At 72.4% G+C, this 20,830-nt stretch carries 15 protein-coding genes; 3 read left to right on the top strand and 12 right to left on the bottom strand.

Annotation, left to right across the window (positions count from 1 at the left end):
• Positions 1 to 93: 93 nt before the first annotated feature.
• The 8 genes from GE115_RS14595 to GE115_RS14630 form a co-directional block, all read right to left on the bottom strand.
• Positions 94 to 879, bottom strand: coding sequence for a glucosamine-6-phosphate deaminase (locus GE115_RS14595; protein WP_153685505.1), 786 nt, complete (start codon positions 877 to 879; stop codon positions 94 to 96).
• A complete protein-coding gene (locus tag GE115_RS14600) occupies positions 864 to 1,790 on the bottom strand; it encodes an ROK family protein (protein ID WP_172979931.1) in 927 nt (308 codons plus the stop codon). The genes GE115_RS14595 and GE115_RS14600 overlap by 16 nt, the downstream gene beginning before the upstream one ends.
• Entirely contained in the window at positions 1,787 to 3,391 is a 1,605-nt protein-coding gene (locus GE115_RS14605) for a glycoside hydrolase family 3 protein (RefSeq protein ID WP_153685506.1), read from the bottom strand. Before GE115_RS14605 ends, GE115_RS14600 begins: the two co-directional genes overlap by 4 nt.
• The gene (locus GE115_RS14610) at positions 3,388 to 4,317 is read right to left on the bottom strand and encodes a carbohydrate ABC transporter permease (protein WP_376765721.1); all 930 of its coding nucleotides are present in this window, start codon (positions 4,315 to 4,317) and stop codon (positions 3,388 to 3,390) included. Before GE115_RS14610 ends, GE115_RS14605 begins: the two co-directional genes overlap by 4 nt.
• Complete coding sequence (locus GE115_RS14615; protein WP_153685507.1) at positions 4,314 to 5,315, bottom strand: carbohydrate ABC transporter permease; 1,002 nt, start codon at positions 5,313 to 5,315, stop codon at positions 4,314 to 4,316. Before GE115_RS14615 ends, GE115_RS14610 begins: the two co-directional genes overlap by 4 nt.
• Positions 5,316 to 5,477: 162 nt before the next feature.
• A complete protein-coding gene (locus GE115_RS14620; protein ID WP_153685508.1) occupies positions 5,478 to 6,743 on the bottom strand; it encodes an extracellular solute-binding protein in 1,266 nt (421 codons plus the stop codon).
• A gap of 72 nt (positions 6,744 to 6,815) precedes the next feature.
• Positions 6,816 to 8,069: an ROK family transcriptional regulator gene (locus GE115_RS14625; RefSeq protein WP_312855210.1), complete on the bottom strand. Its 1,254-nt coding sequence runs from the start codon at positions 8,067 to 8,069 to the stop codon at positions 6,816 to 6,818.
• Positions 8,070 to 8,354: 285 nt separating this feature from the next.
• Positions 8,355 to 9,572: an NADP-dependent isocitrate dehydrogenase gene (locus GE115_RS14630; protein ID WP_153685509.1), complete on the bottom strand. Its 1,218-nt coding sequence runs from the start codon at positions 9,570 to 9,572 to the stop codon at positions 8,355 to 8,357.
• Positions 9,573 to 9,746: 174 nt separating this feature from the next.
• Between GE115_RS14630 and GE115_RS14635 the strand changes: the two genes are divergently transcribed.
• Together GE115_RS14635 and GE115_RS14640 are read left to right on the top strand one after the other, a co-directional pair.
• A complete protein-coding gene (locus GE115_RS14635; RefSeq protein ID WP_153685510.1) occupies positions 9,747 to 10,199 on the top strand; it encodes a GNAT family N-acetyltransferase in 453 nt (150 codons plus the stop codon).
• A 73-nt stretch (positions 10,200 to 10,272) separates the two neighbouring features.
• A complete protein-coding gene (locus tag GE115_RS14640) occupies positions 10,273 to 10,584 on the top strand; it encodes an MGMT family protein (protein WP_153685511.1) in 312 nt (103 codons plus the stop codon).
• Between the two features lie 30 nt (positions 10,585 to 10,614).
• On the opposite strand, the gene GE115_RS14645 is transcribed toward GE115_RS14640, so the two are convergent.
• Together GE115_RS14645 and GE115_RS14650 are read right to left on the bottom strand one after the other, a co-directional pair.
• The gene (locus tag GE115_RS14645; protein ID WP_246190818.1) at positions 10,615 to 12,402 is read right to left on the bottom strand and encodes a sensor histidine kinase; all 1,788 of its coding nucleotides are present in this window, start codon (positions 12,400 to 12,402) and stop codon (positions 10,615 to 10,617) included.
• A 16-nt stretch (positions 12,403 to 12,418) separates the two neighbouring features.
• Complete coding sequence (locus GE115_RS14650; protein WP_153685513.1) at positions 12,419 to 13,087, bottom strand: response regulator transcription factor; 669 nt, start codon at positions 13,085 to 13,087, stop codon at positions 12,419 to 12,421.
• Positions 13,088 to 13,278: 191 nt separating this feature from the next.
• On the opposite strand from GE115_RS14650, the gene GE115_RS14655 reads away from it, so the two are divergent.
• A complete protein-coding gene (locus tag GE115_RS14655) occupies positions 13,279 to 16,932 on the top strand; it encodes a DUF3376 domain-containing protein (RefSeq protein WP_172979947.1) in 3,654 nt (1,217 codons plus the stop codon).
• On the opposite strand, the gene GE115_RS14660 is transcribed toward GE115_RS14655, so the two are convergent.
• Both GE115_RS14660 and GE115_RS14665 read right to left on the bottom strand, forming a co-directional pair.
• The gene (locus tag GE115_RS14660) at positions 16,929 to 18,734 is read right to left on the bottom strand and encodes an ABC transporter ATP-binding protein (protein WP_153685515.1); all 1,806 of its coding nucleotides are present in this window, start codon (positions 18,732 to 18,734) and stop codon (positions 16,929 to 16,931) included. The genes GE115_RS14655 and GE115_RS14660 overlap by 4 nt on opposite strands.
• The gene (locus tag GE115_RS14665) at positions 18,731 to 20,530 is read right to left on the bottom strand and encodes an ABC transporter ATP-binding protein (protein WP_153685548.1); all 1,800 of its coding nucleotides are present in this window, start codon (positions 20,528 to 20,530) and stop codon (positions 18,731 to 18,733) included. Before GE115_RS14665 ends, GE115_RS14660 begins: the two co-directional genes overlap by 4 nt.
• Positions 20,531 to 20,830 lie beyond the last annotated feature (300 nt).

Below are 20,830 nucleotides of genomic sequence, written 5' to 3' on the forward strand. Positions count from 1 at the left end.
GTCGCCGCCGGCACGACCCCGTTCATGCGACGAGCGGATGCCCCATCCGGGACATCCGCTCGGTTCACGCCGTGCCGGCGCGCGGTGGCTGCGTCAGATGCGCTGCCAGGCGGGCTTGTTCGCCCAGGCGTGACGGTAGTAGTCGACGTTCTCGAGCCGGGATGCCGCCGCCTCGTCGACCACCACGGTCGCGTGCGGGTGCAGCTGGATCGCCGAGCCCGGCTGGCTCGCCGAGACCGGCCCCTCGACGGCGGCGGCCACGGCCGGGGCCTTGGCCTCGCCGAAGGCGAGGAGCACGAGGTGCCGGGCGCGCAGGATCGTGCCGATGCCCTGCGTGATGCAGTGCATGGGCACGTCGTCGGGCGAGTCGAAGAACCGGGCGTTGTCGGCGCGGGTCGGTGCCGTGAGCGTCTTCACGCGCGTGAGCGAGGCGAGCGACGAGCCCGGCTCGTTGAACCCGATGTGGCCCGTGCGCCCGATGCCGAGGATCTGCAGGTCGACGCCGCCGGCCGCGGTGATCGCGGCCTCGTAGTCGCGGCCCGCGTGCTCGATGCCGGTCGGGTCGCCGTTGGGCACCCGCACGAGCTCGGGCGTGAGGCCGAGCGGCTCGACCACCTCGCGCGTGATGACCGCGCGGTAGCTTTCGGGGTGCCCGGCCGGCAGACCGACGTACTCGTCGAGCGCGAAGCCGCGGACGCCGCGCACGTCGATACGCCGCTCGCCGATGCGCTCGGCCAGCGCGCGGTACGTCGCGAGCGGGGTCGATCCGGTCGCGAGCCCGAGCACGGCGTCGGGCTTGCCCGTGATGAGGGCGACGATGGCGTCGGCGATCAGCCCGCCCGCCTCCTGCTCGTCGCGGACGATCACGATCTCTGCCATAGGTCCTCTCCTACCAGGGCGGCTCCCACGGCCGCGGCCGGGAATCCGTCGGGGACGACCTGCAGGCGACGCGACAGGCCGAGCGATGCGAGGAACGCCGAGTCGGCGGACCACTCATCGAGGATACGGCGTGCGCCGTCGACCAGGTCGGCGCCGAGCGCGGCGAGCCCGCCGCCGATCACGACGTCGTCGACATCGGTCGTGAGCACGAGCAGCCGCACCGCGGCGGCGACGCCGGTCAGGAACCGCTCGCGCACCGCGACCGCGCGCTCGTCGCCGGCCGCTGCGCGGTCGAAGACCTCGCGAGCGGGCAGTGGATGCTCCGTCGGCCAGAGCCGCGCGAGCGCCGACCCAGAGGCGCTGGTCTCGAGGCATCCGCGCTGGCCGCAGCCGCAGCGCTCGCCCGAGGGGTCGACGGGGATGTGCCCGATCTCGCCGGCGACGCCGTGGCCGCCGCGCAGGAGCCGACCGTCGAGCACGATGCCCGCGGCGAGCCCCGTGCCGAGGTTCAGGTACGCCATCGAGTGCGCCCGGATGCCGTCGGCGACGCCGAGGAGGTGATGGGCCCCGAGGGCTGCGGCCTTCACGTCGTTCTCGACGCGCACGTCGACGCCGAGCCGGTCGGCGAGGCGCGGGCCCAGGTCGAGGCCCTCGAGTCCGAGGTTGACCGCGTGCGCCACGCGGCCGGTGCGCCCGTCGACGGCGCCGGGGATGCCGATGCCGATGGAACGGAAGGCGGCGGCGTCGACCCCGGCCAGTTCGCTCATGCGCGCGACGGTGCGCAGCGCGGTGGCCACGACCTCGTCGGCGCCGAACCCGGTCGGCATGCGCACCTGGTCGCTGAGCTCGCCGTCCTCGCCGATCGCGACGGCGGCGGTCTTGGTGCCGCCGATGTCGATGCCGAGCCTCACCGCACCACCGCCGGATCGCGCGCGAGCGCGGCGGCGACGACCTCGATGACGGCTTCCCCGACGAGTCGCGAGGCGCCGAACGTGGCGATGTCGGCGAGCTGCCGGTCGTCGGCCGGCCAGCCCAGGTCGATCGAGACGACATCGCCGCGTACGGCGCGCAGCGCCAGCACCGCATCGCGCGCGAAGCCGTGGCGGTGCAGGTCCTTGCCGATCACGAGGACCGGTCCGGGCAGGTCGGCGGGCGACTCGATCGCTTCGCCCTCGGCGAGCGGCACGAGCCGCGCGCGCGAGAGCCACGAGGGCTCGGCCGCTTCGGCCTCGGCGGCGAACGGACCCCACGGGGCGACGCCGATGGCGATGTTCGCGACCGTGTCGATGCGCACGACCGTGCCGACGCGGTCGGCTCCGGCCAGGGGCGCCAGGGCGCCGTCCTGCACGTCGAAGGCGCCGATGACCTCCTCGAGCGATACGGAGGGCCGCACGCCCGGCGCCGCAGCGCCGGGGAGCGAGGCATCAACCGTCGAGGCATCCGCCGACGACCCATCCGTCGACGAGGCATCCGCCGACGAGGCATCCGCCGTCGACGCCTCCACCGTCGAGCCGTCGGCGAGCGCTCGCACGCGGGCCGCCGCCTCGGCGACGCGCTCGGCCGGCAGCCGGCCGGCGTCGATCGCCTCCGTCACGGCGTCGACGATGGACTCGACCGTCTCGGGCGCCACGTCGGAGCCGATGCAGAGCAGGTCGCACCCGGCGACGAGGGCGAGCACGGCAGCCTCGGGGATGCCGCGCTCGCCGCTCGCCCCGTGCATGTCGAGGGCGTCGGTGACGATGACGCCCTCGAACCCCAACTCCCCGCGGAGCAGGCCGTGCAGGATGCGCGGGGAGAAGGTGGCCGGAAGCTCCGCATCGATCTGCGAGAGCACGATGTGACTGGTCATGACGGTCGCGGTGCCCGCGGCGACCGCCGCGCGGAACGGCACCAGCTCACGCTCGCGCAGCACCTCGAGCGGCACGTCCACGACGGGCAGGTCGAGGTGCGAGTCCACCGAGGTGTCGCCGTGACCCGGGAAGTGCTTGGCGCTCGCGGCCACGCCGGTCGACTGCACGCCGCGCACCCACGCGGCCGTGTGCCGGGCCGCGAGCAGCGGATCGGCGCCGAAGCTGCGCACGCCGATGACCGGATTGCGCGGATCGGAGTTGACGTCGGCGTCGGGCGCGAAGGTCAGCGTCACGCCCGCGGCCCGCAGCGCCTCGCCGACCTCGCGCGCGACCCGCTCGGTCGCCGCGACGTCGTCGAGCCGCCCGAGCACCGCGTTGCCCGGGAACGGCGCGCCGCGGTCGTAGTAGAGGCGCGTGACGTCGCCGCCCTCCTCGTCGATCGCGACGACCGACGAGGGGCCCGCGGACCGCAGCGTCGCCGTGAGCTGCGCGAGCTGCGTCGGCGACACCACGTTCGAGCCGAACAGGCATACGCCGCCGAGGCCCTCGGCGAGCAGGTCGAGCACCCAGTTCGGTGCGTCCGGGCCGTCGAAGGCCGGGAGCAACGTCGTGAGGATGTCCCGCCGCAGGGATCCCGCGGCGGTGAGGTGGCGCTCGGTCATCCCTTGACCGCTCCGCTCACGAGACCGCTCGTCATGCGCCCCTGGACGATGAGGAAGAACACGATCACCGGGATCGCCATGAGGGTGGACCCCGCCATGATCGCGGCCCAGTTCGTCGTGCCGTTCGCGACCAGGAAGGTGCGCAGCCACACCGGCAGCGTCATCATCTCGGGCCGCGCGTTCAGCACGAGCGCCATCAGGAACTCGTTCCAGGCCTGGATGAAGCCGAACACGCCCGTCGCCACGAGGCCTGGGGCCAGCAGCGGGAACGTCACCCGCCAGAACGCGCCGGCCCTCGAGCAGCCGTCGATCATCGCGGCCTCCTCGAGTTCGATCGGCACGCCGTTGACGAAGCCGCGCAGGGTCCAGATGGTGAACGGCAGCACGGCCGCGACGTACACGATCGTGAGGCCCGCGATGGTGTTCAGCAGGTGCCACCCGTCGATGACCCGGAAGACCGAGACGATCATCGCCTCGCCCGGGATCATCTGGATGGTGAGGATCGCGATGATGAACGCACGACGGCTCTTGAACCGGAATCGCGTCACCGCGACCGAGGCCAGGAACGCGAACACGAGCGCGATGACGACCGTGAGGATCGTGATGATCAGCGAGTTCGCCGCGGCCGGCAGGAACGGCGTGCGTCCGGGATCGAACAGCACCGTCTCGTAGTTGCGCAGCGTGAAGTTGTCGGGCCAGAAATGCACCTCGGACCCGCGGATGTCGTTGTTGGGCTGCAGCGACGTGTTCAGCATCCAGTACACGGGGAAGACGAACACGAAGAAGAGCACGACCGCGATGGCGCTGTACACGACCGTGCCGATGCGGCGACGGCCACCGCCGGTGCGCCGGGCGGCATCGCGACCCGTTGCCCCCGTGGTCACCGCGCGCGTCGTGTCGGCGGCCGGGATGATGGTGGCGCTCACTGCTCGTCCTCCTTGATGAGGTGGCGGATGTAGAAGACCGAGATCGACATCATGATGAGCGCGAAGATCATCGCGAGCGCGCCGCCGATGCCGAACTCGCCTCCGGCGATGGAGACCTGGTAGATGTACACGCCGAGCGTGTTGGTCTCGGCGCGGATGCCGCCGATGTCCTGCAGCGCGAAGATCTGGGTGAAGACCTTCATGTCCCAGATGATCTGGAGGATGGCGACGACCAGGAAGATCGGCTTGAGGTACGGGAAGACGATCAGCCGGAAGCGTGCGAACGCGCCGGCGCCGTCGAGCTGGGCGGCCTCGAGCACCTCGTCGGGCACCTGGGTGAGCCCGGCGTAGAGCGTGAACGCCACGAACGGCACCGCACCCCACACGATGATCACGGCCGCGACCGCGAAGAAGCTCAGGGGCTCGATCAGCCACGGGTGCTTGAAGAACTCCTCGAGGCCGAAGAAGTTCACGAGGACGTGGTTGATGACGCCGTAGTCGGTGTCGAACATCCAGCCCCAGACGATGGTCGCCGTGAGCGCGGGCATCGCCCACGCGAGCAGCAGGCCGACCGAGAGGAGCATCCGGAACGCCTTGGGCAGGCGTGCCATCATGAGCGCGATCAGGGTGCCGAGGAGCATCGTCAGCGCGACGCAGACGGCCGCGAAGACGATCGTGCGGGCCAGCACCTCGTAGAACACGGGGTCGGTGAGCACGTCGGTGTAGTTCTGGAACCACACCCACTCGGGAGCCGCGCCGAAGACCTGGGCCCGGCCGTACTCCTGGAAGGACGTGATGATGAGCTGGATCAGCGGCCAGCCGACGATGGCGGCCAGCACGGCACTCGCGGGGATGAGGAGCGCGTAGGGCGTGAAGCCGCCGGCGCGGCGACGCCGCTTCGAGCGGTCACCGCCACCGCGCGAGGGCTCCGGGGCGACGATGCGTTCGCCCTCGATGGCGCTCGGCAGGGCGTCGGGCCCGCGATCGACCGTGGTCATGGTGCAAGTCTCCTGGGTTCGAGGGGTCCGGCCGGTGCGAGGCCCCGGCCGAAGGTGCGGGCGGCCGCCGTGTGTGGAGCGGCGACCGCCCGGCTCTGGGGCACGGGTGCGGCGGCGGGAAGGGGGGCGCCGCCGCACCCGGGAGCCGGATCGGGGATCCGACTAGCCGTTGAGGATGTCCTCGATCTGGGTGTCCGCCTCCTCGGCGAGCGCCTGCACGTCGCCGCCCTGGGCGATGTTCACGAACAGGTCCTCGAGGATGCGGGCGGCCTCGACGTCGGCCCACTTGGGCGACGCGGGCGTGAGGCGCGCGTTGCCGGCGGCCTCGGCGGTCGCCTGCGCGACCTCGTCGGTGCCGAGCGTGTCGGCCAGCGACAGCTTGGCCGGCACGAGGCCGTTCTCGCCGTAGATGGTCTGGAACTCGTCGGAGAGGATGATCTCCAGCGCCGAGAGCGCGAGCTCCGGGTGCTTCGACTTGGCCGCGATGCCGATGTTCGAGCCGCCGGCCATGACCTGCGCCGCGCCGCCGTCAGCGCCCGGGAGGGCGTAGACGCCGAGGTTGGCCTCCTGGTCGGGGCAGCCGGGCGCCTCGGCGTCGGCCGGGGCGAGGATCGACCACTTCACCCAGCTGGGTGCCGACAGCTGCAGCGTGGTGCCGTCGCAGAAGCCGACCTCGGGGCCGGTCTCGTTCGCGTCCTTCGGGGCGACCGAGGCCTTGGTCATGGCCTCCTGCACCTGCGTGAGGCCGGCGACCGACTCGGGCGAGCTGAGCTGGGCGTCCCACTCCTCGCCGTCGGGAACGGCGATCTCGCCGCCGTTCTCCCAGATGAAGGGCAGGGCGTTGCGCCAGTCCTGGCCGGGCCACCAGATGCCGGACTTGCCGGGGTTCGCGGCGGCGAGCGCCTCGCCGGTCGCGACGTACTCGTCGAGCGTGGTGGGCACGCTCGCGCCGATGCCGGCGAAGGCGTCCTTCTTGTAGAACACGAGGCGCGAGCCCGAGTACAGCGGGGCGGCGTAGAACTTGTCGTCGTACGTGCCCGCCTCGACGAAGCCGGGCAGCAGGTCGTCGCCGCCGAGGTCCTCGTAGTGCTCGGTGAGGTCGAGGAACGCGCCGGCCGAGGTGAATGCCGCGGCCTGCGTGTTGCCGATCTCGACCACGTCGGGGCTGTCGGAGCCCGAGAGGCTCGTGGTGAGGCGGTCGACGAGGCCCTCCCAGGCCTGCTCCTCGATGACGAGGGTCGAACCGGGGTTCTCCTCCTCGAACGTGGTCTTCAGGTACTCGCGAGCTTCATCGGGCGTGTCGGAGCCGACGAGCCAGACGCGGATCTCCGCGCCCTCCGACGAGGCGTCGTCGCCTCCGGAGGTGGCACAGCCGGCGAGGGTGAGAGCGGCCACGGCGCCGAGCGCCAGGATGCCGAGTTTCCTCATTGCGTTGCTTCCTTTCATGGGGTGAAGGCGACAGCGGGGCAGCTGACACCCGAGTGGTGCGAGGGCGGGGGCCTAGGAGACTCCCAATTGTCCGGAGAGGACCATGACGGCGGCGCCGCGCAGGACGATGTCCGGCCCGAGCGTCGTCATCCGCAGTCGGAGATCGCGGTGCTGGTCCGCGATCGTCCTCTGCCGGAGCGTGTCGACGGCCGCGTCGTGGAACGCGCCGTCGAGCAGGTCGGCGGGGCCGCTGAGCACGACCTCCGCCAGGTTCAGGGCGCCCACGACGGGCGCGAGCACGATCGCGAGCCGGCGGCCCGCCTCGCGCAGCACGTCGTCGCGAGCGGATGCCTCGCCGCCGTCGGCCTCGATGGCCTCGAGCTGCTCGGCGAGGCGGGGCACGGCGACCCAGGCCTCGAGGCATCCGTGCTTGCCGCACGCGCAGCGCGGACCGTCGTCGGTGCCGACGACGACGTGGCCGATCTCGCCCGCGGCGAAGTCGGAGCCGACGACGGGCCGGCCGCCGACGATGAGACCGGCGCCGACGCCGTGGCCGATCTTGACGAGCAGGAGGTCGCGGCCCTCGCCGGCGCCGTGCTCGGCGAGCACGCCGACGTTCGCGTCGTTGGCGACCAGCACGGGTGCGCCGAGTGCGCCGGCGACGCGGGCCTGGAGCGGTTCGCTCGTCCAGCCGAGGTTCGGGGCCGAGCGCACGACGCCGGCCGGGTCGACGACACCGGGCGTGCCGATGCCGATGCCGAGCAGGGGCACCGTCGCGAGTTCGGTCAGGCGACGTGCGAGCCCGATGACGAGCTCGGTGGCCGCGTCGCCCGTGGCGCCGGCGAGTTCGACGTCGGCGCGGGCGACGATGCCGCCGTCGAGGTCGATCACCGCGCCGCGCAGCCGGTCGTGCTCGGAGAGGTCGAGGCCGACGATCTGGAACGCGCCGCGGTCGATGTCGATGAGGGTCGCGGGCTTGCCCGGGCGGGCGTCTTCGCGGGGGCCGAGTTCGACGACGAGGCCCTCGGCGATCAGCTCGGCGACGAGGTCGGACACGGTGACGCGGGTGAGCCCGGTCTCTCGCGCGAGGTCGGCGCGGCTGCGCAGGCCGTGCGAGTAGAGCGTCTGCAGCACGAGGGTGCGGTTGTGGCCGCGGGCGTGCTCGGGCAGCACCTTGCCGGTCTGGCGCAGCGCGCGACCGCGGGCGCTGAGGCCGCCGCCGAACGGCGAGGTGAGCAGCTCGGAGGCCTCGACCCTGGCCGGCGGCGTCGCCGCGGCGGGGTCGGACGACGGGATCGTCGTCGGGGATGCTTCCATAGCCGTCACGTTTGTTAGTAAAGCTTACGAACAAACATGCGGCAAGAGTTCGACCGGATTTTCCCGGGTCGTTACGGATTCGTGATCAGGGTGGGCTCCGCGCCAGTTGGCGGGGGACGCGCCATGACCAGTGGCGCGCAGGCCAGCAAATGGCGCAGCGGCGAGCACGGGACGACGAAGGGCCGGATGCTCCCCGCGCCACTCCACGTACCGCTGCGCGGTGCGTGGAGCCTCGGGCGCGTGGGCCCAGGCATCCGGCCCTTCGTGTACGCGCGCGACCAGGTCGCGAGCGGGCTACGCCCCGAGGCGCGCCTTGAGGTTCGCGTCGATCGAGTCGAGGAACTCCTCGGTCGTCTGGTACGGCTGGTCGGGGCCGACGAGGAGCGCGAGGTCCTTCGTCATCGCGCCCGACTCGACGGTCTTGATGACGACGTCCTCGAGCGTGAGGGCGAAGTCGATCAGCTCCTGGTTGCCGTCGAGCTTGCCGCGGTGCGCGAGGCCGCGCGTCCAGGCGTAGATCGAGGCGATCGGGTTGGTCGAGGTGGGCTTGCCCTGCTGGTGCTGGCGGAAATGGCGCGTGACCGTGCCGTGCGCCGCCTCGGCCTCGACGACCTTGCCGTCGGGCGTCGCGAGGACGCTCGTCATGAGGCCGAGCGAGCCGAAGCCCTGCGCCACGGTGTCGGACTGGACGTCGCCGTCGTAGTTCTTGCACGCCCAGACGTACCCGCCCTCCCACTTGAGGCTGGCGGCGACCATGTCGTCGATGAGGCGGTGCTCGTAGGTGAGGCCCGCGGCGTCGAACTGCTCCTTGAACTCGGTGTCGAAGACCTCCTGGAACAGGTCCTTGAAGCGGCCGTCGTAGGCCTTGAGGATCGTGTTCTTCGTCGAGAGGTACACCGGGTAGTTGCGCGAGAGGCCGTAGTTCAGCGAGGCGCGCGCGAAGTCCTTGATGGACTCGTCGAGGTTGTACATGCCCATCGCGACGCCCGAGCCGGGCGACTGGAAGACCTCGAACGACTGCGGCTCGGAGCCGTCCTTCGGGGTGAAGGTCATCGTGAGGGTGCCCTCGCCCTCGAACTTGAAGTCGGTGGCGCGGTACTGGTCGCCGAACGCGTGGCGGCCGACGATGATCGGCTTGTTCCAGCCGGGCACGAGGCGCGGGATGTTCGAGATGATGATCGGCTCGCGGAAGATGACGCCGCCGAGGATGTTGCGGATCGTGCCGTTCGGCGAACGCCACATCTTCTTCAGGCCGAACTCCTCGACACGCGCCTCGTCGGGCGTGATGGTGGCGCACTTCACGCCGACGCCGTGCTTCTGGATCGCGTGGGCCGCATCGATCGTGATCTGGTCGTCGGTCTCGTCGCGCTTCTGGATCGAGAGGTCGTAGTACTCGAGGTTCACGTCGAGGTACGGGTGGATGAGCTGGTCCTTGATGGCCTGCCAGATGATGCGCGTCATCTCGTCGCCGTCGAGCTCGACGACGGTGCCTTCAACCTTGATCTTGGACAAGACGGTTCTCCTTGGTTCTCTTCGGGAAGCTGAGGAAGTCTCGGGGCGGTGCGGGCACGCCGCCGAACAGCTTACCGCGTCGTCCGGATATCTCGACATCGAGACAAAATCGTCGCCGGATCCGCGCCACGCGCGGCTATCGCCGTGTCCCCCGTCCGGGTTAGCCTTGCTTGCATGGCTGAGCTGCGACTCGAAGAACTGTCCGCATCGAACATCGTCGCGGCGAACCAGCTGTCGCTGAAGCCCGGGCAGGAGCAGTTCATCGCGCCGGTCACCTACTCGGCCGAGTCCTCGGTCGTGAACCCCGCGACCGCGTGGCAGCGCGTGGCCCTGCTCGACGACCGGGTCGTCGGGTTCATCCACGGCAACTTCGACCCCGAGAACGAGCACGAGTTCTTCCGGGCCTGCATCTGGCGCATCAACGTCGACGCCGAGGTGCAGGGCAAGGGCGTCGGGCGCTTCCTCGCCACGTCGCTCGCCGAAGAGGCCAAGCGCCGCGGCGTCGACCGCATCACCGTGCTCTGGGAGCCCGACGAGGAGGGCCCCGGCGCGTTCTTCCACCGCATCGGGTTCCACGAGATCGGCGAGTCGCCCTACGGCGATGTCATCGGCGCGCTCGAGCTCTGACCGCGGGCGAGCCGGACGTGGCGGCGACGTGGCGGCAGGCAGACGGGCGGCGGGCAGACGGGCCGGCGGGCGGATGACGCCTGCCGAGGGCTTCGTGGCGGCCGTGCTCGCCGTCGTCGATGACATCCCGCCCGGGCAGGTCGCAACCTACGGCGACGTCGCCGCCCTGCTCGGCTCGCGCGGCGCGCGGGCCGTGGGGCAGGTGATGGCGCGGTACGGCTCCGACGTGGCGTGGTGGCGCGTGGTGCGCGCGGGCGGGCGACCCCCGGCGGGGCACGCCGTTCGGGCGCGCGGTCACTACGAGCGCGAGGGCACCCCGCTGCGGCCGGCCGACGACGACGACGGCTACCGCATCGATCTCGCGGCGTGCCGCTGGCGGCCGTAGCACGGTGGTCGAGTCGGCGCTCCGGCGCCGCTACTCCCCCGCCGCCGCCGCCGTCGGGATGCGAATGGTCACGGTCGTGCCCGCCCCGAGCGGACTCTCGAGCTCGAGCCGCCCGCCCACGGCGTCGATGCGGTCGTCGATGCCGAGCATGCCGCTGCCGCCGTCGAGCGACGCCCCGCCGACGCCGTTGTCGCGCACGACCAGCTCGAGCTCGTGGTCGTGCAGGTGCGCTCGCACCCAGGCCCTGGTGCCGCCCGAGTGCTTGGCGACGTTCGCGAGCAGCTCGGCGATCGCGAAGTACGCGGTGGACTCGATGATCTCGGGCAGGCGGCCCTCGGCCTGCACGTCGACCGCGACCGGCACCGGGCACCGGCCGGCCAGCTCGGGCACGGCGAGCGCGAGCCCGCCGGCCGAGAGCAGGCTCGGATGGATGCCGTGCGCGAGTTCCCGGAGCTCGCGCAGACCCTTCGTGAGGTCGTCGATCGCGGCCTCGAGGTCGGTGAGCAGCTCGGGATCGCCGAGCTCGCCCGCGCGATCGGCCGCGAGGCGCAGGCTCATCCCGAGCGAGACCAGTCGCTGCTGGGCGCCGTCGTGCAGGTCGCGCTCGATGCGGCGCCGGGCGTCGACGCCCGCCTCGACGATACGCTGGCGCGACTGGCGCACCTGTTCGAGGGTGCGCTCGATCTCGGAGCGCAGCCGCCCGTTGTCGACCGACAGCCGCAGTGCGCTCGAGACGCCGTCGAGCAGGCGCATGTTGTCGGTGAGCACCCGGTCGTGCCGGATGAGCGCGATCGGCACGCCGAGGGGCGACGCGACGGGGAGGATGCTCTGGCTTCCGCGAGGGTCCACGTGCGGGCCGATGGGCACCCCGGCCGCGTCGAAGTACCCGCCGCGCTCCTCGTCCCACCAGTACACGCGCACGGACGCGTCGCGGAGGGTCCGCGCGAGCGACTCCGCCCAGAGACCGCGGTCGGCGCCCTCGCGCGTGATGCGCATGAGGTCGGCGACGCGCGCGCGCATGTTGCGGGTGTGCGAGATGCCCGCGACGAAGCTGACGGGCACCGATGCGATGGCGATGAGCGAGATGGTCTCGAGCACCTCCCCCGACGTCGACTGCGCGGCGTAGCTGGCGGCCTGCGCGGCGAGCGTCGTCGCCCAGGCCAGCAGCGCCAGCGGCATCAGGAACGCGACGGTGCGCGCGGGCACGCTGCCGCGCACCCACTGCACGAGCAGCCGCCCGGCGATGAGCAGCGCGAGCAGGCCGCCGATCACGCGGTACGCGATGTCCAGCGTCGAGAAGAGCATCGGGATCTCGGCGACCTGGTACGGGTTCGGCACGCAGTCGCACGTCTCGGGTCCCGGCGTGCCGAACAGCAGCACGGTCACGAGGTTCACGAGCGACGCGACGAGCGCGATGGCCGCGATCCACCGCTCGAACCCGCCGTGCAGCCATCCACGCGGATAGATGAGCACGAGCACGCCCGTCACGACGGCCCAGCCGAGGTCGACGCCGCGAACGATCGGCCACAGCCAGCCGAGGTCGCCGATGACGTGGTAGATCGACTGCGGGATCCAGAGCACGACGACCGCGATCATGAGGCGCGAGGGGATGCGCGTGGGCCCGATCCGCCACGCGACGCCGGCGCACGCGGCGAACACGAGCGGCACCGCCGCGTGCAGCGTCGTGTACGAGATCTCGTCGCGCTCGGCCTCGGGCGTCGCGAGGAATCCGGAGATCTCCATTGTGAGGCTCAGGGCGACCGCCGCGACGATGACGGCGGTCCGCAGGGCGATCCGGCGCTTGCGGCCGGGCGCCATCACGACGGGCTCCCGGTCACCTCGCGCCGAGCAGGGTCAGCACGGCGAGCACACGGCGGTGGTGCTCGGGCGACTCCTCGAGGTCGAGCTTCTGCAGGATTGACCGCACGTGCGTCTCGACGGTCTTGAGGCCGAGGAACAGCGTCTGGGCGATGCCGCCGTTGGAGTAGCCCTGCGCCATGAGCTCGAGCACCGACCGCTCGCGTTCGGTGAGCCGGTCCAGCGGGTCGTCGGCACGCGTGCGCGCCACGAGCTGTTCGACGACCTCGGGGTCGACGACGGAGCCGCCGGCGGCGACCGATTCGACGGCCCGCACGAGGGTCTGCGGCTCGGAGACGCGCTCCTTCAGCAGGTAGCCGGTGCCGCTGCCGGCACCCATGACGCGCAGCGCGTACTCGGGCGTCGCGTACATCGAGAGCAGCAGCACGCCGATGTCGGTGCCCGATGCGCGCAGGGTCTCGAGCGCGACGATGCCCTCGTCGCGGAAGCTCGGCGGCATGCGGATGTCGAGCACGGCCACGTCGATGCCGCCGCCGGCGACCACCTCGAGCAACTCGTCGCCGGTGCCCACCGAGGCCACGACCTCGATGCCGCCGCCCTCGAGCACCTTCTGGATCCCCTCGCGCAGCAGCAGCGCATCGTCGGCCACCGCCACGCGCAACGGGGTCGTCTCCGTCTCCTGCATCGCTCCTCCGGCCTTCCGTGCGTGCGCGATCCCCCCGGTCGTCTCCCCCGCTCCGGCGAGCGTATCGCGTCACGGGCCGCGCCGACGGCACCAGTTCAGGGGACACCCCGATGCGAAACGGACGACGCCGTGCCACGCTGGTCACGCCGGCGGCACGTGCCCGCTGCCCGCATACCCGAGGGAGGCCACGGATGCCCCACGCCGATGATCCGCGCAGCGATCGCCCGATCGCCGTCAGGCCGGTCGGCCCCGGCGTGCGGCTGGCCGACCTCGAGCGCGACGGTGCGCGGCCGGCATCCGGCCGCACCCTGCGGATCGCGCTCGCGATGCGCGGCGGCGTGAGCCTCGCCGTCTGGATCGGCGGCGTCGCCGCCGAACTCGATCTCCTGCGACGCATCCGCCTGTACGAGATCGACGGGCGCACGACCGCCGTGCTCCTGCACCCGGGCGAAGCACCGCCGGGCGAGGCCGTGCAGGCGCGCGCCGGCGCGTACGCCCACCGGCTGCACGCGGCCGGGTACGACCGCGTCGAGGTCGACCTGCTGGCGGGCGCGAGCGCGGGCGGGCTCAACGCCGTGGTGTACTCGGTGGCCCAGCGGGCCGGCACGACGCTCGACGACCTGTTGCACACCTGGGGCACCGTGGGCGGATTCTGGGGGCTGCTGCACGGCCCGGGCGTCTGGGCGCCGCGCGCGCTCATGCGCGGCGAGGGGTACTTCCGGCCGAGCGTGCGCGACGCGCTCGTGAAGCTCTACGGCTCGACCGACGGGCATCCCGACCTCGTGCCCGACTACGTCTCGGTCGACCTGTCGACGACGATCATCGACGCCGCCGACCAGCTCGAGGAGGACACGGTCGACGGCCGCGGCCACTTCCACTTCGTGGGCAGCGACCGGCACCATCTCGACAACCTCGTGCCGCGCCGCGGCGCGCTCGACTATCCCGAGAAGGCGGCCGACGACCTCGCCCAGCTCGACCAGCTGGCCCTCGCCGCACGCTCGACGTCGTCGCTCGCGGGCGGGTTCGAGCCGGCCGAGATCCGCTCGACCGAGTGGCCGGCGATGGGCGACCTGGCCGATCCCGACGACCCCGGCCACCTGCCCGACGCCGCGGAACGTCGAGCGGCAGAGGCCTCGGCGCGGTCGGTCGCCGAGCGCGCCGACCTGCGCTTCGCGTTCGCGGCGCACCGGGCCCGCCCGGCCGAGCCGTTCCGGGTCATCGACGGCGCCGTGTTCGACAACGTGCCGATCGACCGGGCGCTGCGCTCTGCGAAGCTGCGCGCGAGCGATCGCCTCGCCGATCGGATGCTGGTCTTCCTCGACCCCGAGCCCGATCCGGCGATGGGCGGGCCGGCGCCCTGGGATCCCGACGCGACGCGGTTCTTCAGCGCCGTCGGTGCGATGTTCTCGAAGAGCATGCGCCGAGAGTCCGTCGCGCGCGAGGCATCCGAACTGGCGCGCTTCAACGGCCAGCGCTCGATCGAGGCGACACGTCGGCTGGCGGGGGCCGGTCTCGTCGCGTCGGCGAGCAGCGAGCCGAGCGCGGTCGCCGACCGCGACGCCGCGTACGTGCGCGCGCTCGGCGGCGTGGTCGCCGAGCACCTCGCCGAGGTGCTCGCCCAGCCGTCGCTGTGGCAGCTGCATTCGGCCGGGCGGCGCCGTCGCCGGTACACGCCCGTCGACCGCTCGGCGCTCGCGGCCCTCGACGAGGCCGCGAACGCACGGTTCGCGCGACTCGCCGCCGAGCGACCGGATGCCGCGCTGGCGTCGCCGCCGGCGCTCGCCGACGCCGCGGCGTGCGTGCTCGCGTGGGCGCGCGAGATCGAGTCGGTGCCCGAGCGGCCCGGTTCGCGCCGGGCACGCGAACTCGTCGCCGTGCGCCGCGAGGCCTATGCGGCGCTGCACGATGCCGACGGCTCGGTCGACCGGGTCACCGAGGGCGTGTTGATGCACGTGCTCCGCACGTGCGCGCCGAACCGACGACCGGATGCCGCCGACCTCGACGCCTGGCTCGAGACCTGGCTCGCGGGCTGCGAGGCCGTCGACACCGCCGCGAACTGGCGCGCCCTCGACGCGTGCGTCGCGGAGCTCACGGAGCTGACCCGTTCGCTCGAGCCGGAGATCGCGGCGCACGACCACGCGATCGCCGAGCGGTGGCGCCGCTCGCCCTGGCGCGCGATCGGCCTCGCCGGTCCGCGACGGGCCGTCGAGCTCGCGCCGCTGGCCTATCCCATCGGCATTCCCGCGTCGCTCTCGAAGGTGGACTACTGGGCCATCGGCGTCGACGAGCGCCCGGCGGCCCAGGGCGGCTTCAGCGAACTGCTCGCCGACCGCTTCCTCACCCGCGTGCAGGTCGCCTTGCGCACGCCGCGCCGGAGCGTGGACGAGGTGGTCGCCGACCTGAACGCCCCCGATCCCGACCCGATCGACCGCCAGACGAAGCTCGCCGGGTACGGCTTCGGCAACTTCCTCGGCTTCCTCGCCAAGGGCTGGCGGGTCAACGACTGGTGGTGGGGACGGCTCGACGGTGCCGCAGGCCTCGTGCGGCTGCTCGACTCGCGGGCTCCCGGCGGCGACGACGGCGCCCACGACGCCGCCGCGCTCCACGACGGCGCCCACGACGCCGCCTCGCTCGACGCCGATGTACGCCTCGTGCAGGACGCGGTGCTCGCCGAGAGCGACGAGGGCGAGTACCACGAGCACGAACTCTCGCTGCTGACGCCCGCCGATGAGGCGCCGGGCGAACCCCCGCGCGCCCGAGTGCGCGCCGGGACCGACACGCTGTGGAACCTCGTGCCCGGCTACCGCTTCGCGCTCGCCTCGCGGGCCATCCGCCTCATCGACCGCGCGGCGGCGCCGGCCAACCGCATCCTCGCGGGCGCGGTGCAGGCGCTGCTCGTGTTCCTGCGGCCGGCCCTCGTCGCGGTGCCCGCGATCGCCGACCCACCGCGGCTCGCGCTGGTCGCGGGCCTCACCGCGGGCACGGCCTGGCTCCTCACGTGGACGGCGTTCACGCCGACGACCGGCAGCGTCGTGACCGCGGCCGTCGTCGTCGCGGCGGTCGGCGGCGGGCTCGCCGCCGGGGTGATCCGCTCGCGCATCCGCTGGCGACGCGTGCGCGACGGCATCGCCGACGTCGACCGGCGCGCCGACGTCGAGGCAGCCCGGCGTTCGTCGGTGCCCGGCATGCTGAAGTATGCGCTCGTCGCGGCGTGCAGCCTCGTTCCGCTCGCGATCGCGATCGCGTGGGCGAACGTCCTGATGGGCCTGCTGTGCCTCGGCGTGAGCGCGGCGCTCACGAGCGTCGCCGTCCGCGCCGCGAGCGGCGCGCGGCCGACCACGGTCACGGCCCGCCTCGTGCGCACGAACCTGATGGTCGCGGCGTTCGTCGTGCTCGGCGGCCTGCTGCCCGTGGTGCAGGCGTTCGTCGCCTCGAACCCGTCGGCACCCGGCTGGGCGCAGGCGCTGCTCGAGCCGCCGCTGCCGCGCGACCTCCCGGTGCTCGCCGTGGGCGCCGCCCTCGTCACGATCGCGCTGACGGCCGACTGGCTGCCGATGCGCTTCGCCGCCCCCGCACGGGCGAGTTCGCGCTGGGTCTCCTGGCTCACGGTGACGGTCATCGCCGTCGCCGGCGCGTGGCTCGTCGCCTGGGTCGTCGAATCGATGATGTCGGCCATCGGCCTGACCTGGCTCCAGGCGACGAGCACGGCGGTCGCGGTGTTCATCGTGGCGTGGGCGAACGGCGTGTGGTGGCTGCCCGAGTTCCGCCGCGACGAGCTGCCCCGCGACGACCGCGTCGAGCGGCGGACTCCCCGGCGCGTGACCGGAGAGTCCGGCCGCTCCTAGACCAGCGAGTCCCGCCAGGCCGCGTGCAGCGCGGCGAAGCGGCCGGTGCCGCCGATCAGGTCGTCGGGTGTGCCGTCCTCGACGATCCGGCCGTGCTCCATCACGAGCACCCGGTCGGCGATCGAGACCGTCGACAGCCGGTGCGCGATGATCACCGCGGTGCGGTCGGCGAGCAGCTTGGTCAGCCCCTCCTGCACGAGCCGCTCGCTCGGGATGTCGAGCGAGCTCGTCGCCTCGTCGAGGATCAGCACCGCCGGGTTCGCGAGGAAGGCGCGCGCGAACGAGATGAGCTGCCGCTGGCCGGCGCTGACCCGCCCGCCGCGCTTGTTCACGTCGGTGTCGTAGCCGTTGGGCAGCGACTCGATGAACTCGTGCGCCCCGACGGCCTTCGCCGCGCGCACGATCTCGTCGAACGGGGCATCCGGCCGGCCCAGCGCGATGTTGTCGGCGACGGTCCCCGAGAACAGGTACGCCTCCTGGGTCACCATCACGATCGCACGCCGCAGGTCCTTCGGGTGCAGGTCGCGCAGGTCGACGCCGTCGAGCGTCACCGCGCCGTCGGACGGGTCGTAGAACCGTGCGATCAGCTTCGCGAGCGTCGACTTGCCGGCACCGGTCGAGCCCACGAGGGCGACCGTCTGCCCGGCGGGCAGGTCGAGGTCGAACCGCGGCAGGATGACCCGGTCGGCGGTGTACGCGAACTCGACGCCGTCGAAACGCACGTGGCCGTCGGCCGTCCAGAGGTCGACCGGCTGCACCGGGTCGGGAACGCTCGGCTCCTCCTCGAGCACGCCCGAGATCTTCTCCAGCGCACTCGAGGCCGACTGGTACCCGTTGTAGAACATCGCCATGTCCTCCATCGGGTCGAAGAACCGCTTCGTGTACATGACGGCGGCCAGCAGCACGCCCACCCCGAGCGCCCCGTCGACGACGCGGAAGGCCCCGAGCAGCAGCACGACCGCGACGGCCGTGTTGCCGATGAGCGCGAGACCCGGGTTGAACACGGCGAACAGGCGCAGCACACCCGCGTTCACGTCGCGGTAGTCCTCGACGAGGTCGCCGAACACCCGCTCGTTGCGACGCTCCTTGCGGAACGCCTGCACGGCGCGGATGCCGGTCATGGTCTCCACGAACTGCACGATCAGCTTCGCGCTCGCGACGCGCGAACGACGGAACAGGGCCTGCGAGCGCACCTGGAACCAGCGGGTCAGGATGCCCAGCGGTACGAGCGCGACGAGCAGCACGAGCGCCGACGGCGGATCGAAGATGATCAGCGCACCGGCCATGAACACCATGTACGTGACCCCGCGCACGAGCAGCGTCAGCCCCTCGTCCAGCAGCTCGCGGATCGCGTCGAGGTCGCTGGTCTGCCGCGAGATGATGCGACCCGACGTGTACGACTCGTGGAACTCGAGGCTCAGCTTCTGCGTGTGCAGGAACACCCGGGTGCGCAGGTCGATCAGCACCGCCTGGCTGATCCTCGCCGACGAGCGGATGTAGATCGAGATCAGGAAGGCGCCGGCCAGTCCGCTCAGCAGGTACGCGAGCCCCGCGAACGCGACCGGGAACCAGTCCTGTGCGAGCAACGCGGGGATGCCGCTGTCGATGCCGTAGGCGATGAGCGCGGGCCCGGCCGCCTGCGCGGCGGAGGACACCACGACGGCGAGCGCCGTGAGCCAGAGCCTCGCCTTCAGCGGGCGCAGCAGCGAGCCGAGCAGTCGCAGCGACCGCGTGCGGATCTGCTTGGACTCGGCCTTCGTGTACCGGGTGCGTTCCTCACCCTGGACGCCGTAGACGCTCATGAGGCCACCTCCTCCTGGGTTCCGTCGAGCACGGGCTCGGCGGATGCCCCGTCGTCGTGCGGTCGGGGTTCGTGCGGGTCGGCGGCCTCGCGGTCGCGCCGTTCCTCCTCGAGGCTGGAGAGCACGAACCGGTAGTGCTCGCTCTCGCGCATGAGCTCCGAGTGGGTGCCGACCCGGGTGATCCGCCCGTCTTCGAGCAACGCCACGCGATCGGCGAGCGCGACCGTGGACGGCCGGTGCGCCACGATGAGGGCCGTCGTCGTCGCGAGCACCTGGCGGAGCTCGGCCTCGACGCGCTCCTCGGTGGCGACGTCGAGCGCCGACAGCGGGTCGTCGAGCACGAGCACGGCAGGTGCCGCCGCGACCGCGCGCGCGAGCGCGAGCCGCTGGCGCTGGCCGCCCGAGAGGCTCATGCCCTCCTCGCCGACCGTCGTGTCGACGCCGTCGGGCAGGTCGTACGCGAACCCGGCCTGCGCGATGCGCAGCGCCTCCTCGAGCACGCGCTGCGCCTCTGCGCGGGTCCCGGGGTCGTCGCCCGCGAGCTCGGGCCGGCCGAGCAGCACGTTCTCGCGCACCGACGCCGAGAACAGGGTCGCGTCCTCGAACGCCATCGCGATGTGGCGGCGCAGCTCCTCGCGCGTGAGCGCGCGGACATCCACGCCGTCGAGCGTCACCGAGCCGCCGGTCACGTCGTAGAGGCGCGTCGCGAGGGCGGTCATCGTGGTCTTGCCCGATCCGGTGAGCCCGACCAGCGCCATCGTCTCGCCCGGCTCGAGTACGAGGTCGACGCCGTCGAGCAGGTCGCCGAAGCGGTCCGGCGAGTCCTGGTACCGGAAGTGCACGTCGTTGAAGGCCAGCTCGCCCCGCGGACGCTCGACGGAGACCGGCCGCTCGGGGTCGCCGACCCGGTTCGGCTCGTCCATGATGTCGAAGAAGCGGTCGGTCGCGGTGCGCGCGTCGAGTGCGAATGCGAGCAGGAAGCCCACCGACTCGATCGGCCACGCCACCGCGGCGGCGGTCGCGAAGAACGCCACGACCTGGCCGACCGACAGCTGGCCGTTCGCGGCGAGCCAGACGGCCACGACGAGGCAGAGCGCGGTCGCCACGGCGGGGACCACCATGATCCACACCCAGATGTTCGCGTCGAGGCGGGCCTTCTCGATCTCGGTGCTGCGCAGTCGCTCGGCGCGCGCACGGAACGTGCCCAGCGCGTGCTTGCCCCGGCCGAACGCCTTCAGCACGCGGATGCCGTGCACCGACTCCTCGACCGCGGTCGCGAGGTCGCCCGACTGGTCCTGGCTCAAACGCGTCATCTCCGAGTAGCGGCCCTCGAACCGGTAGCCCGCCCACCAGAGCGGCAGCGAGCAGACCAGGAAGATGAGCCCCAGCAGCCAGTTCATCGAGATGAGCACGGCCGCGCCGACCACGATCACGATGACGTTCACCACGAGCAGCACGAAGCCGAAGCTCAGCCACCGGCGGATGAGGCCGAGGTCGCTCACCGCGCGCGAGAGCAGCTGGCCGCTCGGCCAGCGGTCGTGGAAGCTGACCGGGAGGTCCTGCAGCTTCGCGTAGAGCGCGTTGCGCATGCGCGCTTCGACCCGGGTGCCCGGGCCGATCACGAGGATGCGCCGGACCGCGTACAGCACGGCCTCGAGCACGCCGAGGCCGAAGACGAGGAGCGTCAGCGGCCAGATCGCCGAGGCGTCGCCGTCGGCCAGCGGGCCGTCGACGATCTGCTCGAGCACCTGCGGGATGACGAGCGCGATGAGCATGGCGCTGAGCGAGGCCACCATGCTCGCGATGAACGCCGGCAGCGCCCGGCCCACGTAGGGGCGCAGGCGCCAGAGCGCGCGAACCGTGCCGAGCCGCACCGGGTTCTCCGATGCGGGCGTCGATGGCTGGTGTTCAGGGGTGGACAAGCCGATTCCTTCCGGATGGCGGCACCGCGCGCGGACGTGTCGTCGCGGTCGGCGGTGAATGGGTGATGGGCGGCAGGCTGCCGCGATCGCGGGATCCGCGAGAAAGCGAGGCACCGGCTCGGCCGGTGCGGGCGACGCCCCGGGCTAGTGCCGGGAGCGACGGGTCGACGGGGA

The sequence above is a fragment of the Agromyces agglutinans genome (assembly GCF_009647605.1).
Classification (GTDB): domain Bacteria; phylum Actinomycetota; class Actinomycetes; order Actinomycetales; family Microbacteriaceae; genus Agromyces; species Agromyces agglutinans.